16 protein-coding genes and 1 tRNA gene are annotated in these 14,810 nt (G+C 54.8%); 11 read left to right on the plus strand and 6 right to left on the minus strand.

The features are described 5' to 3' along the window. Window positions 1-7: 7 nt before the first annotated feature. Window positions 8-511, plus strand: coding sequence for a 30S ribosomal protein S9 (gene rpsI, locus AL01_RS03425; RefSeq protein ID WP_043558030.1), 504 nt, complete (start codon window positions 8-10; stop codon window positions 509-511). A 227-nt stretch (window positions 512-738) separates the two neighbouring features. Continuing rightward, window positions 739-1,824, plus strand: a complete 1,086-nt coding sequence (locus AL01_RS03430) for a branched-chain amino acid aminotransferase (RefSeq protein WP_077396006.1) — start codon at window positions 739-741, stop codon at window positions 1,822-1,824. A gap of 29 nt (window positions 1,825-1,853) precedes the next feature. Here the strand turns inward: AL01_RS03430 and AL01_RS03435 are convergent, their stop codons facing one another. From AL01_RS03435 to AL01_RS03455, 5 genes are all read right to left on the minus strand, one after another. Continuing rightward, entirely contained in the window at window positions 1,854-2,609 is a 756-nt protein-coding gene (locus tag AL01_RS03435; RefSeq protein WP_077396008.1) for a tetratricopeptide repeat protein, read from the minus strand. Window positions 2,610-2,756: 147 nt separating this feature from the next. Then, window positions 2,757-2,843 (minus strand) — tRNA-Leu (locus AL01_RS03440). Window positions 2,844-2,859: 16 nt separating this feature from the next. Beyond that, a complete protein-coding gene (locus AL01_RS03445; protein ID WP_077396010.1) occupies window positions 2,860-3,531 on the minus strand; it encodes a M48 family metallopeptidase in 672 nt (223 codons plus the stop codon). Window positions 3,532-3,537: 6 nt separating this feature from the next. Next, window positions 3,538-4,032: a YcgN family cysteine cluster protein gene (locus AL01_RS03450; RefSeq protein ID WP_077396012.1), complete on the minus strand. Its 495-nt coding sequence runs from the start codon at window positions 4,030-4,032 to the stop codon at window positions 3,538-3,540. Continuing rightward, on the minus strand, window positions 4,029-5,063 hold the full coding sequence (locus AL01_RS03455; RefSeq protein WP_143280670.1) for an extracellular solute-binding protein: 1,035 nt from the start codon (window positions 5,061-5,063) through the stop codon (window positions 4,029-4,031). Before AL01_RS03455 ends, AL01_RS03450 begins: the two co-directional genes overlap by 4 nt. Window positions 5,064-5,487: 424 nt before the next feature. Between AL01_RS03455 and AL01_RS03460 the strand changes: the two genes are divergently transcribed. From AL01_RS03460 to AL01_RS03475, 4 genes are all read left to right on the plus strand, one after another. Then, the gene (locus AL01_RS03460) at window positions 5,488-5,931 is read left to right on the plus strand and encodes a hypothetical protein (RefSeq protein WP_077396016.1); all 444 of its coding nucleotides are present in this window, start codon (window positions 5,488-5,490) and stop codon (window positions 5,929-5,931) included. A 272-nt stretch (window positions 5,932-6,203) separates the two neighbouring features. Continuing rightward, window positions 6,204-6,398 (plus strand): DUF1656 domain-containing protein, encoded by a 195-nt coding sequence (locus AL01_RS03465; protein ID WP_077396315.1) that lies wholly within the window; start codon window positions 6,204-6,206, stop codon window positions 6,396-6,398. Between the two features lie 14 nt (window positions 6,399-6,412). Continuing rightward, window positions 6,413-7,324 (plus strand): HlyD family efflux transporter periplasmic adaptor subunit, encoded by a 912-nt coding sequence (locus tag AL01_RS03470; protein WP_077396018.1) that lies wholly within the window; start codon window positions 6,413-6,415, stop codon window positions 7,322-7,324. 1 nt (window position 7,325) lies between these two features. Then, window positions 7,326-8,834, plus strand: coding sequence for an efflux transporter outer membrane subunit (locus tag AL01_RS03475; protein WP_077396020.1), 1,509 nt, complete (start codon window positions 7,326-7,328; stop codon window positions 8,832-8,834). Between the two features lie 14 nt (window positions 8,835-8,848). Here the strand turns inward: AL01_RS03475 and AL01_RS03480 are convergent, their stop codons facing one another. Continuing rightward, window positions 8,849-9,799, minus strand: a complete 951-nt coding sequence (locus AL01_RS03480) for a hypothetical protein (RefSeq protein ID WP_077396022.1) — start codon at window positions 9,797-9,799, stop codon at window positions 8,849-8,851. A gap of 118 nt (window positions 9,800-9,917) precedes the next feature. On the opposite strand from AL01_RS03480, the gene AL01_RS09420 reads away from it, so the two are divergent. The 5 genes from AL01_RS09420 (at window position 9,918) to AL01_RS03495 (ending at window position 14,712) form a co-directional block, all read left to right on the plus strand. Next, window positions 9,918-10,076, plus strand: a complete 159-nt coding sequence (locus AL01_RS09420) for a hypothetical protein (protein ID WP_164468757.1) — start codon at window positions 9,918-9,920, stop codon at window positions 10,074-10,076. After that, entirely contained in the window at window positions 10,076-10,993 is a 918-nt protein-coding gene (locus AL01_RS03485) for a DnaJ C-terminal domain-containing protein (RefSeq protein WP_077396024.1), read from the plus strand. The genes AL01_RS09420 and AL01_RS03485 overlap by 1 nt, the downstream gene beginning before the upstream one ends. Window positions 10,994-11,148: 155 nt before the next feature. Further along, a complete protein-coding gene (locus tag AL01_RS09370) occupies window positions 11,149-11,295 on the plus strand; it encodes a hypothetical protein (protein WP_158075927.1) in 147 nt (48 codons plus the stop codon). A gap of 59 nt (window positions 11,296-11,354) precedes the next feature. Continuing rightward, a complete protein-coding gene (locus tag AL01_RS03490) occupies window positions 11,355-12,923 on the plus strand; it encodes a peptide MFS transporter (protein WP_077396026.1) in 1,569 nt (522 codons plus the stop codon). 199 nt (window positions 12,924-13,122) lie between these two features. Further along, a complete protein-coding gene (locus AL01_RS03495) occupies window positions 13,123-14,712 on the plus strand; it encodes a carbohydrate porin (protein WP_241502682.1) in 1,590 nt (529 codons plus the stop codon). Window positions 14,713-14,810 lie beyond the last annotated feature (98 nt).

Here is a 14,810-nt window from a genome sequence, read left to right on the forward strand (position 1 = left end):
TGCCATTATGTCAGAAACTCAAGAGCGCCCCGCCGCCGAGCTTACCGGCACTTTGCAGGACCTGGCCAATGCGGCTCCTGCTGTTGCTAATGCAGCTCCTGTTTACGAAGCCAAGCGTGATGCGCAGGGCCGTTCCTATGCAACGGGCCGCCGTAAGGACGCTGTGGCTCGTGTATGGATCAAGCCGGGTAAGGGTGAGATCACCGTTAACGGCCGCCCTGTCACGAACTACTTCGCACGCCCTGTGCTGCGTATGCTGATCACACAGCCCTTCTTGCTGACAGATCGCTACAACCAGTTTGACGTGTATTGCACGGTCACTGGTGGTGGTCTTTCCGGTCAGGCTGGTGCGGTCCGTCACGGTATCTCCCGTGCCCTGACTCACTACGAGCCGGAGCTGCGTGGCGTGCTGAAGATGGCCGGCTTCCTGACACGTGATAGCCGTGTTGTTGAGCGTAAGAAGTACGGTAAGGCTAAGGCTCGCCGTTCCTTCCAGTTCTCCAAACGCTGATCTTTTCAGCCTTACGGAAAACTGGCCAACGCCAGGGAAAACCCCCACCTTTACGGGTGGGGGTTTTTTCTTGTCTTCGATTTTGAGCCTATTGGGTACGTGTGAAATAAAGTTTCAAAAATATCTTATTGAGAGATATAGTATTGCACATAATGCCCCCTTGACGACACACCCTATAATCTCTGAAATGTAACCCCTTGGAACTGATCGGGAAGGCAGAAAGTATCATGGTAGAGTTCAAAATCGAACGGACAACCACGCCAACATCCGCAGAGCAACGGCAGGCCTTGATGGCGGATCCGAAATTCGGGCGGGTCTTTACGGACCATATGGCTGTTATTCGCTATACGGATGAAAAAGGCTGGCATGATGCCAAAATTATTCCCCGTCAGCCTTTGCAGATCGATCCGGCTTCTACCGTGCTGCATTATGGTCAGGAGATTTTTGAGGGGTTGAAGGCCTATCGTGGCAAGGGTGGGGCTATCACCTTGTTCCGCCCGGAGGCTAACGCAGCTCGCTTTGCGGCCTCTGCCCGCCGCCTTTCTATGGCAGAACTGCCAGAAGAGCTTTTTCTTGGTGCTATCAAGGAGTTGCTGAAGGTGGATCATGATTGGGTCCCGTCTAACCCGGAGCAGAGCCTGTATCTGCGCCCCTTCACAATCTCCAATGAGGTCTTCTTGGGTGTGAAGCGGGCCAATGAATATTTATTCATTGTGCTGGCAAGCCCTGTTGGTGGTTATTTCAGTGGGAATGGCAGCATCCCGGTTTGGGTGTCCGAGACCTATACTCGTGCAGCACCCGGCGGAACGGGTGAGGCCAAATGTGGCGGCAATTATGCAGCCAGCCTGCTGCCCCAGCAGGAAGCTGCTGATCATGGTTGTAGTCAGGTGCTGTTTCTTGATGCAAAAGAACGCCGCTTCATTGATGAAATGGGCGGTATGAATGTCATGTTTGTACGCAAGGATGGCAGTGTGGTGACCCCACCACTGGGCGGAACGATCCTGCGGGGGATCACGAGGGACAGCATCCTCAAGTTGGGCCGTAAAATGGGTCTGACGATGGTCGAGGAGCCTGTGGCTATTGAAGACGTGTTCAAGGCTGCGGCGGCTGGCGAGATTACGGAGGCTTTTGCCTGCGGTACAGCGGCGGTTATTTCACCGATTGGTGAGTTCCGCCGGGAATCTGGCTCTGTAGCTTTTGGTGATGGCAAGACAGCCGGTCCGGTCACCATGAAGCTGCGTACCGCTCTATGTGGTCTCCAGCGTGGGGAGGAACCGGACCCGTTTGGTTGGGTCCATTCCGTATCTCTCTGAATGTGAGATGAGAGCCGTGCCGGAAGCCGTTAGTCGGTTTTCGGCAGGACGGCTCGTAGTCGGTGCTGGAGCGTTTCCATAAGCTCCGGGTCTTGCGGGGCATCGGGCTGTTCCAGCTCTCGTTGCATAGCTTGAAGAATATCCGGTGTGGCGTCTTTCACGGCCATACGCCAGTAGCGGAGGGCTTCATTCGGTTGCCCCATGCCTAGCAGTGCGGTGGCGTAGTTATGCTGTCCTCGATAATCCCCGCCATCGGCAGAACGTTGATACCATTCCAGCGCAGCGATCGGATTGGCCGGGGTTTCCCATCCTTCCTCAATGAAACGGGCCAGAAGATTCATGGATTTTGCATGGCCCCGCAGTGCTGCACGGCGAAATAGAAGAAAGGCCGTTCGCCGGTCAGTCTCTACCCCCATGCCCCGCATATGGCAGATGCCGAGATTGTAGATACCCCATAAATCGTCCAACTGAGCGGCTTTGCGATAATGGCTGACGGCTTCTGCGAGGTCCAGCGGGCACCCCCAGCCGAATTGTGAGCAGCGACCAAGCATATTGTGGGCAGGGCCATAATTGGCAGAGGCCGCTATGGTGAACCATTCCCGTGCTTTATCGACATCTCTGGGGACGTATTGGCTATCTAGTAGCACTTTTCCCCATAGTACCTGCTCTAACACATGGCCATTTCGGGCCTGACGGTAGATTTCCGCAAGATTGGCCGGCAGTTCAGGCTCTTGCTGGCGAGGGGGGGAAGGTTTGAAAAATCGACGGACTCGGGCGAACACCATGACGTTCCTTACTCTGCTGGACGGAGCAGGTCTGCAAAGAGATTGTGAGATCAATCAGGCACTGGGACCAGACAGATACGCTTTTACAGGAGGATAGGGTGGTGACGAGCAGAAATGCAACGGTATAGGGCTGGAAAAGGAAGCCTGTGGTGCGCGCTGCGGGACTTGAACCCGCACGTTCTAACCGAACTCGAGATTTTAAGTCTCGTGCGTCTACCATTCCGCCAAGCGCGCACAGGGAATGAGGTGTCTATATCATGGCCAATAAATGAGCACCATTCTGTGAGAGCCATTTTTCAGCTTTTTTGCGACCTAGTTGTCCGCCCGGGGCATATTGGTCCACAAGAGCCCAGAAATCTGGCCCGTGATTGAAATGGCTGAGATGGGCGAGCTCATGCACCATCACATAAGTGTATATGTCTGGCGGTGCCATGATGAGCCGCCAGCTGAGCATGATGCGCCCTTGCTTTGTGCAGCTCCCCCAGCGGCTTTTGACATCACGCAGAGTGAGTTTTGCCGGTGAAGCACTCATTCTGAGGCTTTCCTGCTGGAAGAGAGATGGAAAAATTCTTTCAGCCCGACGTTTCAGGAAGATGGAGAGATAGCGTGAGTGTTCTTCCGGTGGGTGGCCGATATGTAGTCCGTTTTCTGTTAGGCGTGTACGTCCATCCAGCGTAGTGGTGGGGAGAATGGAGATGGACTGCCCCTCTAACCATATGTGCCCTTGCTCTACGGCAGAGAGAGGTAGCTCTGATATGGCCTGTGTCAGCCATTGGGACTGGCTTTGCAGGAAGCGCATACCCTGCTGACGGGTTACCCCGGCAGGCAGAGTAACGATGATGGCTCGTTTGCGAATATCCAGACGAAGGATAATTCGCTGTGCTCGTGAAGATACACGCCAGAGAACAGGCGGACTCAGCATGAAGGGTCAGCTATTGTTGTGCCTGTGGTGTACAATGCAGGGAGGTGCATTTTCAGGCCAGTTTCCGGGCCAGTCGGTAATGTGGTCTTCCAGCATTCCAGCGCGCCGCTCGCTGATGCAACGCCCACTGGCCGAGGCCCCCGCCTTTATGACGCTATCGCTTGTTCCGGTACGGAGAGGGTGCCAATCCGGCAGGTCAAATCCATCCCGCAGGAGGCGATATGCGCAGCTTGGTGGGAGCCAGTCGACTTCCTCTAGAATGGCGGGGGTTAGGGAAATGCAGTCCGGGACTTTCCTCTGGCGTCGTTCATAATTGGTGCAGCGGCAGGTCTGTGTGTCGAGCAGGCGGCAGGAGACATCAGTCCAGATGATTTCGTCCGTATCCTCATCACGCAGTTTATTTAGGCAGCAGCGGCCGCAGCCATCACAGAGCGATTCCCACTGGCTGGGTGTCATGTCTTGTAGGGAAGTGGTCCGCCAGAAGGGAAGGGGGTCTGTCATCTTTGGGGCTTCTCCATCATCAATGGCATAGAGGAGGAATGGCACGGGAGCGTGGAATGAGTGAGCCATGCATTAAAGCGTTCACTCAGCATGAGCGCATGTGTTGCCCAGAAATTGTCACTGATTTCAAGTGATTCGGCGGGTAAAGTGTCGGGAAGATAGGGAAGATGAGGCGGATTGTGCAGAAGAATAGCACGTGTCTCATCGGTCTTTTCGGGGGGAAGCGTTGCGGGAATACCCCATACGGCAGGGCTATAAAGGATATGGTTCATGTCCGGCTGATAGGGCCGTGTCAGTGTGTCTTTCGTCTGGGGAGAGAGAATGATGGCACCGGGGATGACCCCCATCAGAACGGTTTGTTTCTGTAGGATGCGTTGGGCATCGGTAGGTGAGTGCCACCAGACGATATAAGGCCTCAGCTGGTTGAGCTTATGGAAGGCACGGTCGATTCCGGCATTGGTGGAAAGCTCGGCATAGATTTTATTAGGGGGAACGTTATCGGCCAAAAGGGCGATTTCCAACGTCATGCGGGGGCCGCGGAAAAAGGTTCGCTGACCGGGGTAGCGGGCAACATCCCACAAGGTTGTCCAATGTGGTGATGATGTGACGCGGGATGTATCCCGGAAGAGGATATTGCGGAAGAAACCAGCCGGTTGGCCGCATCGGTCCAGCGTGTGCAGGGGTTGTAGCCATGAGCGTGCACAGGCGATGGCTGACTCTGTGCTATCGAGCATGATGGCCTGAACAGTTTGCGGGTAAGCGAGAGCCTGTTGTTCTATTTCTTCCAGACCTCGATCTTCACGGCCTAGGAATTTGAGGTCTATGGAACTGGAGCTGCGCAGGACTGGCCCAACGAGTTGCTGCTCTGGGATAGCCCAATAATATGTTTTCCCCTGAGGGAGAGAGTCTGGCTGTGCGTTGGCGGAGGCAGCACCCATCATAGAGGCAAGAATCAGACAGTATGCTGATAAGTGGCAGGCGGAGTGACGACCCTTCCCAAAGAGTGTTTCGATTGGGTGAACTGCCGCCATAATGACGTTGAATAGACGGCGGTTTCTGTAAGAAGACGGGCTCTGGTAGTTCCGGGGGCGGGATATTCTCATAACGTGTGCGGCACCGTACAGACTGTTGAGGTGGCAGTGTGAACCAAGGAAAGATCGGTTTAGGGGACTGGCGGATACGAGAGCTTATTACATAGTGATTCTTGAAACTTCGTTACAGATGGCGATGAGAAACGAAATAAGACATTTTTATGCCTTTTTTTGAGGGTAGAATAAGGAGCTATTATTAGCTTAATTTTATTCAGCGAGAGGCCTTTCCCATTATTGGGGGGTGCTTTGGCTTTTTTTCGTGTGGTGCTATAGATGGAATAATGGCCTGCGAAAGGGTACGTTCTGTTTTCTTTTCCGCATGAGCCTTAGTGTTTCGTAAATTTAGAAGGGCAGCAGTCGTATCATGAATGGTCTACTGGAACTTGGGCAGGCAGTGCTTGCTGCCCAGGGAAAGATTTTCAAGGAATGTGCAAAGCGGCATGGAATCCGGTTGTGCTTTCTTGTTGTAGCACTCGTGTTCCTTGCTTTTGCGGCTGTCACGCTTCATTGGGTGTTCTGGGCGTTTTTCCGGCAGGTCTGTCATCTGGGCCTTCTGCTGTCTGCGACCTGCGTGTTGGGGCTTGATATCCTGTTCGCTGTTATCTTCCTGCTTCTGGCACTGCGTGCTGGTCATACTGGCACCGCAGAGGAGCGTGCCCGTATGGAGCGGGATAGGAAGCTCCATGAACTGAAGCAGAATTTCGCTCTGACATCCCTGCTGGGTCTCGCTAGTGGGCCGGTGGGGCGTAACCTCGGTGGATATGCATGGCGTTTCGCTAAAGGGGCCTTTACACGCCGGAAAAAGTGATTTTACCGGTTTCATTGACGTATGAGAGAAAAGAAGCGGCCTTTAGGGGCCGCTTCTGCCATGGGCTGTTTTTCCAGTGCGATTCTGCTCGGATTGATGGCATTTCATGCTGTCTCTCAGGTGGAAGTCCGGTATGGTACCTTCGATAAAACGAAGAACCGACCTGTCTGGATGAACACCAGACCTTTTGCAGGTGCGATGGGGAGCAATGTGAGCATAGCGTCAGATACATCACCCGCACGGTCCCGGTTTTTCGGGGGATGCGGCGTATGATGCTTTCGGAAGTCAGCCTCTGTGGTGTGTTTGTTTCTCCCATAGCTGTTTATGCGGTTTGCGCTGTGCTGGTGACACTGGCTTTGCGCTACGGGCTTTGGCGTCTTGGTGCGCTGGGCTGGTTCTGGCATGTCGCTTTGTTTGAGATCGCCCTGTATGTCTGTGTTCTCTGTCTGCTGGTTATTTTCGTCTGAGGTGGAGCGGGGGTATGAACTGGTTCCGGCGTCTCTTACGCCCAATACTGACATTGATCATCATCGCACTGGCCATTGGGCTGGGATACGTCGTATGGGACCTATATGTCCTTGACCCTTGGACACGTGATGGCCGGGTGCGTGTCTATGTCGTTACGGCGACTCCTGAAGTGTCTGGTACGGTTGTTTCTGTCCCTGTCGTGGACAATCAGTTTGTTCATAAAGGCGATCCACTTTTCACGATTGATCCGCTGCGTTTCAAACTCAGGATTGATGAGGCAAGAGCCCGTCTGGCTGGCGTTACGGAAGATTATAAGCTGAGTGTCTTGAATGCGAAGCGGCGGCGGGGATTGGGGGGCGTTGTATCCCGGGAGGAACAGGACGTCTTCGACTCCGAGATGGAAGTGCGCCGTGCCCGATTGGAGGAAGCACGGTCCGCTTTGGATACGGCCCTGCTAAACCTTCAGCGTTCTACGGTTTATTCTGCCGTGGATGGATATGTGACTAACCTCAATCTGCGTGTTGGCGATTATGTGACAGCCGGACAGTCCCGCATGGCTGTGATCGATGCCAACAGTTATTGGGTGTATGGTTATTTTGAAGAAACCAAGATGCATGGCGTACACGTTGGGGATAAGGCCCGCATCAAGCTGATGGGTTACCGCCATATACTTAAGGGGCATGTGGTCAGTATCGGCCGAGGCATTAATGATGCGAACGGCGTGTCGGATAGGCTTGGCCTACCGGATGTAAATCCGATCTTCACATGGGTGCGGCTGGCGCAGCGTATTCCTGTACGTATTGAGATTGATGAAATGCCGCCGGAGGTTATCCTTTCCGCTGGCATGACAGCCACCGTGGCCGTAGGGAAGGAAAAAGCCGGAGGCAGGGGCCTGCTAACGACATGGCTGCAGGATCACCTGTGAGATGAAGAAACGGTTTGTTCCCCTTGCTATCAGTAGTTGCCTTTTCCTGACATCTTGTATGGTCGGGCCGGAATATAAGCCGGATAGGATGAAGGTGCCGGGCCATTTTACCAGTGAGCCCCACCCAGCAACGAAGGAAGAAATTGCCGAGACGGAAGCCAATCTTCGGGATTGGTGGGCGCAGTTCCATGACCCGGTGCTGGATAGACTGGTCGAACAGACCATTAGGGGGAATTACGACCTTCAGGTCGCAACCGAACATGTGTTAGCGGAGCAGTCCATCCGCAGGCAAGCGCAGTCCAATTGGTATCCGCAGTTAGATGCTAATGCCGGGGGCGGGGACAGCCGTTACTCCATTAATGTTGATAACTGGCCTTTGCGCCCGGGCAATCCGAATAACCATCCTAATGCTTCCGTGCTGACCTATGGTGCTCGGGCGAGTTGGGAGATTGATGTTTTCGGTCATATCTCTCGGCAGGTGCAGGAGCGTAAAAGGCTGGTAGAGGTGAGCATTGAGGAGCGGCGGGGGCTGCTTCTGTCTTTGTTAAGCCAGCTAGTGACAGATTATATCGAGCTGCGGACCATCCAGACACGGATGAGCGTGACGGAAGACTCCATCCGCACGGCTCGTGATAGCACTAATCTGGTGGAGAGGCTCTTCAACAACGGTGTCGGTAATACTTTGGCGATTGCCCAGTCCCGGACAGAAGAACATGCTGAACTGGCCCGCCTTCCCCCCTTGCGGGCACGGCAGGAGCAGCTCATCCATGCCATCAATGTGTTGATGGGTGAGATGCCCGGTAAGGAACAGCCCGATCTAGAAGAACGGAAACCCATTCCAACCCTACCGCCGTTCCCGGCTATGCTTCCTTCAACCGTGTTGACCAACCGGCCAGATATCCGCTCTGCTGAGCGGCGTTATGCGGCGAGCGTGTCCCGCATTGGGATTACGATTTCTAATCTTTACCCCAATTTCAGTATTCCACTGACATTCAATCCCAATGCCTCAGCCGCTTATCAGGCTTTTCAGCTGGGGGGGATGAGTTGGAATGTGATGATGATGGCGTCTCTGCCTATCTTGCACGGGGGCAAATATAGTGCCCAGATTGCTCAGGCTAGAAGCGAGGCAGAGGCCAGCCGCCTGCAATATCGCCAGACTGTTTTGAATGCCTTCCGGGAGGTAGAAGATAGTCTGGATGACTGGCATCAAGATAATGAGCTCGTGCGAGAAGAGCGGGAGGCCGCCACGCAGGCCGGGCTTGCCTTGTCTCGTGCCCGCAAGCTCTATGCTGCCGGATTGACGGGCTATCTGGATGTTCTGAACTCCCAGCAGACCTACCTGTCCCGCCGGGTGGCCGCAGTGTCGGCAACGGGTAAGCGTATGGATGATGCCATTTCGCTCTATATTTCCTTCGGTGCTGGTTGGCAGGGGCGGGAGCTTTCCAACACCACTCTGCAGGTGGAACAGCATGAAAGTAGAGATATGATCTTGCGGGCCTTCAGCCGGTAAGTCAGGGGGATGTTCTAGCTCAGGTCGGAACGGTTGGCCTGCATCGTGCTGAAGCGCAGATTAAGTGCACGCACCTTTCCCGTTCGGTCAGGGACATCCAGTGTGACGGTCGGGTCCAACCGCATGGCGTCATAGCCGGCAAGATGGACGATACCGACAGGGTTATGAGGGAAGGTAACCTCGCAAAGTAGGCCAGTATGTGGGTCAGTTTGCCACGGTCCTAAGTAGTTGCATCCGGCGGGCATTAGGGCGGTAGTATAGCCTTCGTGATAGCTTGTTAGTGCTATGGCAAGCTGGCCGGAACTGAATATCTTGCCATGACGCAGGGCAACCCCCTGCCAGTGCTGGAGTCGGGGCCAGTGAGAGGCCATGCGGGAGAGGGCGAATACACCGGCATTGAGAGTCGGGCGGACGCCAATACTGCGGCAGATCGCACGGGGTAGCCGTGCCAGACGGGCATTTTTATACAGAATGGAGCGGAGCTGTACGAGGTTGCAAGGTAGCCACCGCAGCCGGAAGAGCGGCTTGTGGAAAAAGATTTCCGGCGTGATGGCCAGAGCGTATGGTGTCTGTTCGGCGGCCTGAAAAAGCAGGATGACGGCTTGACTGTCCTGCACCCAAGCGTCCGCATCAATCCAGACGAGCGTATCGTGGGTTGGGAAGATTTGGTCCAGCCACATTTTAGATAGTTCAATGGCTAGATTGGGCCGTTTGCGAAGTGCTCGGCGTGAGACATGGGGGAAGGCTTTCGGGCTGCGGACAATAAGCCCTTGCTGCTCTAGCTGGAGACGCTGAGACTGTGTCAGCCCGCCATCAATGCAGGCAATGTCTACCTGCTCTAGAGCCGGAAAGCGGCGAATAGAGGCGATGAGTTCTTGGAGCAGTGGGAAATAGCGGCTGTCACTGCCTGTAATGATAAGCCGGCGGGGTGTTCTGGCAGGGGGGAGACTGTCAGTAGGCGGCATGGAGAACTGTCTTCCGGTAAGGTTGGGTAGAGTTGCGGGAAATGCAGAGGCAAAACCCCGTTTTCTATTGACCTTACCTTATAGGCACACCACTTCTTTAGAAAAGAAAGGTTTTCCCATGACAGGTACGCCAGCACAGTCAGCCGCCGATTTTTTGCGCCCTAGGGTGCGGACTCTCATTAAGGAGGCTGAGGCAGAAGGCTACTCAAAAAGCAGGGTTTTAGCCGTGCTGATCGACCTGTTGGATGATACGGATCTGGAGGATGCAGGACAGTAATGGCGACTGACCCATATAAGGTTCTTGGTGTAAGCAATACGGCTTCGGACAAGGAAATCCGCAGTGCCTACCGTCGGCTAGTCAAGCAGTATCACCCTGATCGTAACCCCGGTGATACCAAGGCCGAGGAACGCTTCAAGGAGATTGGCAAGGCGTACGAGATTATTGGAGACGAAGAAAAGCGTGGCCAGTTTGATCGTGGCGAGATCGATGCGGATGGTCAGGTGCGTGGCCCCTTTGGCGGTGGCTTCGGCGGTGGCGCTGGTGCCGGTGGTTTTGGCGGTTTCGGGGGATTCTCTGGCGGTGGCTTCAACCCCGAGGACCTAGGGGATATTTTCGGTGCTTTTGGCGGCGGCGGTGGTTTTCGCTCTTCCCGGCCTCGTCGGGGTGAGGATGTGCATGGTGAATTGCGTATCAGCATGGAGGAATGTGCCCTCGGAACTCGCCGTGAGGTCAGCCTTGGTGGTGGGCGTGAGGTTGCTGTTGCCATTCCGGCCGGTATTGAGGATGGTAAAACCCTCCGGCTGAAGGGCAAAGGTCAGCCGGGGCAGCCCGGTATGGATGGCCGCCCCGGTCCTGCTGGTGATGTGCTGCTGAAGATTCATGTGGCTGAAGACCCTTATTATAAGCGTGAGGGTCGTAATCTGCGTGTCACGCAGGATGTTGACCTTCATACGGCTGTGCTAGGGGGCAAGGTGCATGTCCGCACTCCTGCCGGAACGGTTGCGCTGAAGGTTAAGCCGCACTCTGATAGTGGTACGGTCCTGCGGTTGGGAGGGCGTGGTATTGCTGCGGATAAGAACCATGCAGCGGGTAACCTGCTGGTGACCCTGCGTGTGACGCTGGGGACTATCTCGCCAGAGCTAGAAGCCCTTCTGCGCCGTGAAGCTGATAGGGAAGCGGAAGTAAAAGGCTGATATCAGGCACGGGCGGCCCCACCGGGTGTGGTGTGAAACTATGTGAAGGGGCAGGGCAGGCCATTCCACCGTCTGTGTAAGGTGCGAGTGGCCTGTTTCTGTTATGCTGGCGCCGGCCCCATGCAGGGCGAGGCGAAGCGGGAGAAGAGAGGGCCATGGTCTGGGGAGCGTCTTTCTGGCAGCGTGTCAGGCAGTCCAGCGTTCTGGGTGCATTGGTAGCCATTGTGTTTGTCGTGGCTGTGTGCGTGTTGGGCGTGGTGGGTATTTTGCAGGTTGATGGGTTCCACCTCGCCGGTGGTTGAATTTTGCGCTATGTGAGGGAAGTATCAGTTTCCTTCCCGTAATGGAGTAGCGTGCTTTCATGACCGATCAACAGCACTCTGCGGTGAATTTCCTATCCGCACGGCGGCAAGCTTTTGCTGTCGTCATGGCCATCGAGCTATGGGAGCGTTTCGGTTATTACGGGATGCAGGCTGTTCTGACCGTCTTTATGGTCGTTCAGCTGCATATGCATGACCATGACGTCAACCTCATGCAAGGTGGGTTGGGGTTTCTCATGTACAGTCTCCCAGTGTTGGGGGGGCTGCTTGGGGATCAGTGTTTGGGGTCGCGGTTGACCATGCTCATGGGGGCTGTCGGGCTGACGGCAGGGTATGGGCTGCTAGCTCTCTCTCTTGGCTATCCAGATGTTTTCCTTCCAGCATTGACGCTAATTGCCCTGTCGAATGGGCTGTTTAAACCCAATGCAGGGACATTGGTACGCCGCATCTATGCCGGGGATGGTACGGCACTGGATGCCGCCTTTACGCTCTATTACATGGCCATCAATGTCGGTTCGACTGTTTCCATGCTGCTTATGCCATGGCTTCAGCAGCGTTATGGGGCGGCTGTGGCCTTTCTGGCGTGTTCTGGGGGGCTTCTAGTCGGGCTGGGTTATTATGCTGTGCGTGGCGGGCGGATGCGCCGTTTTCTGGTAGGGCGGGCGGCTGAGGCCTTAAAACAGCATGGGCCTACAGCCCTGCCCATCCCATTGATGGAGCGTTTGTCCGGCCCTGTAAGAAAAGGTGCTCTGGGCGGAGGAATTCTGCTTGTTCTGCTGGCTGTTTGGGCTTTTTGCACATGGGTGCTGCATAGCCCGACCTTGGTCAGGCTCTGCATCATTGTGGCCGGAGGGGGCCTGATCCTGCTCTGGGTCTGGCTTTATGCGCGGGCAAAGGAAAGTGAGAGACCCGGCCTTTTGCTGACTTACATCCTTTGCACCCAGACGATGGCCTATCAGATTTTTTATCAGCAGATGCAAACCTCTCTGACACTCTTTGCTATGCGGGATGTGTCCGGTGTGTATCAACTTGGCCCTTGGCGTCTGTTCACCATGTCTGCCGGGCAGTTTCAGGCATTGAATCCGATAGCCGTCATGCTGTTTAGCCCAGTACTGGCGTGGCTGTACCGGCGTCATGCGAGCAAGGGGCATGATGCCTCTCCAGCGGTGAAAATTCTGTTGGGATATGGTTTGGTGACGCTGGCCTTTTTCATTTGGTGGGTGGCGTCTGGCCATAGTGCGGGGTTGGTGTCGCCGTGGGTGATGGTGGCAGGTTATGGCACCATGTCCCTCGGGGAACTTCTGACCATTGGGCTTGGTCTGGCTATTGTGGCCCGCTATGCCCCAGCCCGTATTAGTGCGGTTCTGATGGGAGCGTTGTTCCTGCTCTGGGGTATCGGCATGTATCTGGGTAGCCTTGTAGCGGACCTTGCGAGTGTCCCGGTGGATGCTAGCGGTAGTTTGGCAGGTTATGTGGCCCTGTTTAGAGGGCTGTTTCTGGGGTGTGGGGGGCTGTGCGTGATCATGGCCCTTTTGCTGCCACTAACCCGTCGTTTGGGGCAGCAGCATCGTGATCAGCAAAAGGGGAAAGTTGTAAAAGAAGTCACATGAAATTGACGCTGTAGATCGGACCGATATGGTACAGACAGATTTCATCTCTGGATGTTAGCGATAAATTTTATTAAAGGGACAGTGTTATCCCTTACGGCAGTGCTGTCTGCAGCCTGTTTTAGCATTGTCGTGCTGAAGGCTGCCATGGTGCGTCTGGCCTTCAGGTCCCTCTCCGATCAACGGCTATAAAGGCTAGTGTATGCGTGGAATGTGGCAGAAGGCGGCTGGTACGGCGGCAATGGGTATTGCTCTGATGCTGGGGAGTCATGCCGTTTTTGCACAGGATTCCGCCTCTGCTTCATCATCTGTCAGACAGGGAGGTGGCTCCGTTGGTGATGTTACACCTGCTCAACGTCAGGAATTGTTGAAGGCAGGGCATTACGGTGTCACTAAAACGGATGAGCAGCGGGCTTTCGGGTCTGTGCCGCTTCCGATCCCGGGAGATTCTTTTTCCCGTGGGGCCTCCGAACAGGCAGCCCCAGCGCAGCAGAAGGGGCTTTTCCCCAATAGTTGGCATGATTTTGTCAATCAGGATGGGTTTTTCGGGGACCCATGGGGCGCACGGAGCTGGCTGGCCGATCACGGTGTGACGGTGGGTGGGCGTTATTTTCAGGATTCGGCAGGCAATCCATTCGGGGGGAAATCCCGTGCGGCTCGCTATGCGGATGAAGAAGCCCTGTCTCTGGATTTTGATCTGAAGAAGCTGACAGGTGTCGCCTTCAATGCTGGTGTACTGCATTTCCTGACCCTAGCCCGTCAGGGGGCTGGGCTGGGGAATACACTGCCTGTCATTGATAGCCCGATGGAGATTTATGGCGCAGGTGAAACCATGCGCCTTGGCCGCCTTAGCTGGGAAATGCACTGGAATAATTATGTCCAGACCGAGGTTGGTGAGATCAATACGGAGAATGACTTCGAGCAGTCTTCCACCTATTGGGGGGCTAACCTGTACTGCCAGTTTCAGAATAACGGCATCTGCGGTATGCCGCAGTCTATCGCCATGAACTCGGGCTACGGCTTCTACCCTACGGCCCATCCGGGGGCGTGGATCAAGCTCTACCCGGCGGGGAATGACCATTATTTGGTGCAGTTTGGGGCTTACAGTGTGGACCCGACTATTTCCGGTGTACGGAATGGTTGGAAGATGAATCTACATGGGGCGACTGGCACCTTCCTGCCATTTCAGCTTGGTTGGCATCAGGGTGGCGGTGATGATTATAGCGGCCCGTTGCAGACGAATATAAAGATTGGTGGTTATTGGGATACGTCCGAAGTTAAGAACGTTTATGGCCAGATGGGAACCTATAATATCCCGGCCTCGGCAGCGCAGGATGCACCAGTCTCCAAGGTGCGGGGACGGTTTGGTGGGTGGTTCCAATTCGACCGCATGTTGCAGCGTGATGGTGCAGACCCTCATCGTGGCACAGCATTTTTTGCTTCCTTCACATGGGGTGATCCCCGTACGGCCATTGCCCCTTATTTCGTGACGGCTGGTATCACCCGTAAAGGTACCTTTGCCAGCCGCCCCGATGATACGATTAGCTTCGGCATGAAAGCTCTTTGGGCTAATCCGAAAGTCACACATTGGATAGAGCACCTCCAGCATACGGGGCGGGGTGCTGGGCTATATGCTCCACATTCGGAAGAAGCTATCGAGCTTAATTACGGATATCGTCCCACACGTTGGCTGCTTTTGCGACCGGGGCTGCAGTATCTTTGGAGTCCGGGAGCTGTGAAGCGGTATAAGGATGCCATGCTGATTGATTTGGAATCTTCCATTTCTTTCTAACTGGGGATGTAAAGACGGATAGAGGGGACTGCCTGATTGTGCGGTCCCCTTTTTTGTGTCTGGTTTTTGGGCGGGAAGGTCGTTTTGCTGTTGTTCCG

The sequence above is a fragment of the Bombella intestini genome (assembly GCF_002003665.1).
Classification (GTDB): Bacteria; Pseudomonadota; Alphaproteobacteria; order Acetobacterales; family Acetobacteraceae; genus Bombella; species Bombella intestini.

Excerpts from the sequence above, each read along its gene's own strand:
- rpsI (WP_043558030.1), top strand. The coding sequence starts at position 8 with ATGTCAGAAACTCAAGAGCGCCCCGCCGCCGAGCTTACCGGCACTTTG.
- AL01_RS03430 (WP_077396006.1), top strand. The coding sequence starts at position 739 with ATGGTAGAGTTCAAAATCGAACGGACAACCACGCCAACATCCGCAGAG.
- AL01_RS03435 (WP_077396008.1), bottom strand. The coding sequence starts at position 2,609 with ATGGTGTTCGCCCGAGTCCGTCGATTTTTCAAACCTTCCCCCCCTCGC.
- AL01_RS03445 (WP_077396010.1), bottom strand. The coding sequence starts at position 3,531 with ATGCTGAGTCCGCCTGTTCTCTGGCGTGTATCTTCACGAGCACAGCGA.
- AL01_RS03450 (WP_077396012.1), bottom strand. The coding sequence starts at position 4,032 with ATGACAGACCCCCTTCCCTTCTGGCGGACCACTTCCCTACAAGACATG.
- AL01_RS03455 (WP_143280670.1), bottom strand. The coding sequence starts at position 5,063 with ATGGCGGCAGTTCACCCAATCGAAACACTCTTTGGGAAGGGTCGTCAC.
- AL01_RS03460 (WP_077396016.1), top strand. The coding sequence starts at position 5,488 with ATGAATGGTCTACTGGAACTTGGGCAGGCAGTGCTTGCTGCCCAGGGA.
- AL01_RS03465 (WP_077396315.1), top strand. The coding sequence starts at position 6,204 with ATGCTTTCGGAAGTCAGCCTCTGTGGTGTGTTTGTTTCTCCCATAGCT.
- AL01_RS03470 (WP_077396018.1), top strand. The coding sequence starts at position 6,413 with ATGAACTGGTTCCGGCGTCTCTTACGCCCAATACTGACATTGATCATC.
- AL01_RS03475 (WP_077396020.1), top strand. The coding sequence starts at position 7,326 with ATGAAGAAACGGTTTGTTCCCCTTGCTATCAGTAGTTGCCTTTTCCTG.
- AL01_RS03480 (WP_077396022.1), bottom strand. The coding sequence starts at position 9,799 with ATGCCGCCTACTGACAGTCTCCCCCCTGCCAGAACACCCCGCCGGCTT.
- AL01_RS09420 (WP_164468757.1), top strand. The coding sequence starts at position 9,918 with ATGACAGGTACGCCAGCACAGTCAGCCGCCGATTTTTTGCGCCCTAGG.
- AL01_RS03485 (WP_077396024.1), top strand. The coding sequence starts at position 10,076 with ATGGCGACTGACCCATATAAGGTTCTTGGTGTAAGCAATACGGCTTCG.
- AL01_RS09370 (WP_158075927.1), top strand. The coding sequence starts at position 11,149 with ATGGTCTGGGGAGCGTCTTTCTGGCAGCGTGTCAGGCAGTCCAGCGTT.
- AL01_RS03490 (WP_077396026.1), top strand. The coding sequence starts at position 11,355 with ATGACCGATCAACAGCACTCTGCGGTGAATTTCCTATCCGCACGGCGG.
- AL01_RS03495 (WP_241502682.1), top strand. The coding sequence starts at position 13,123 with ATGCGTGGAATGTGGCAGAAGGCGGCTGGTACGGCGGCAATGGGTATT.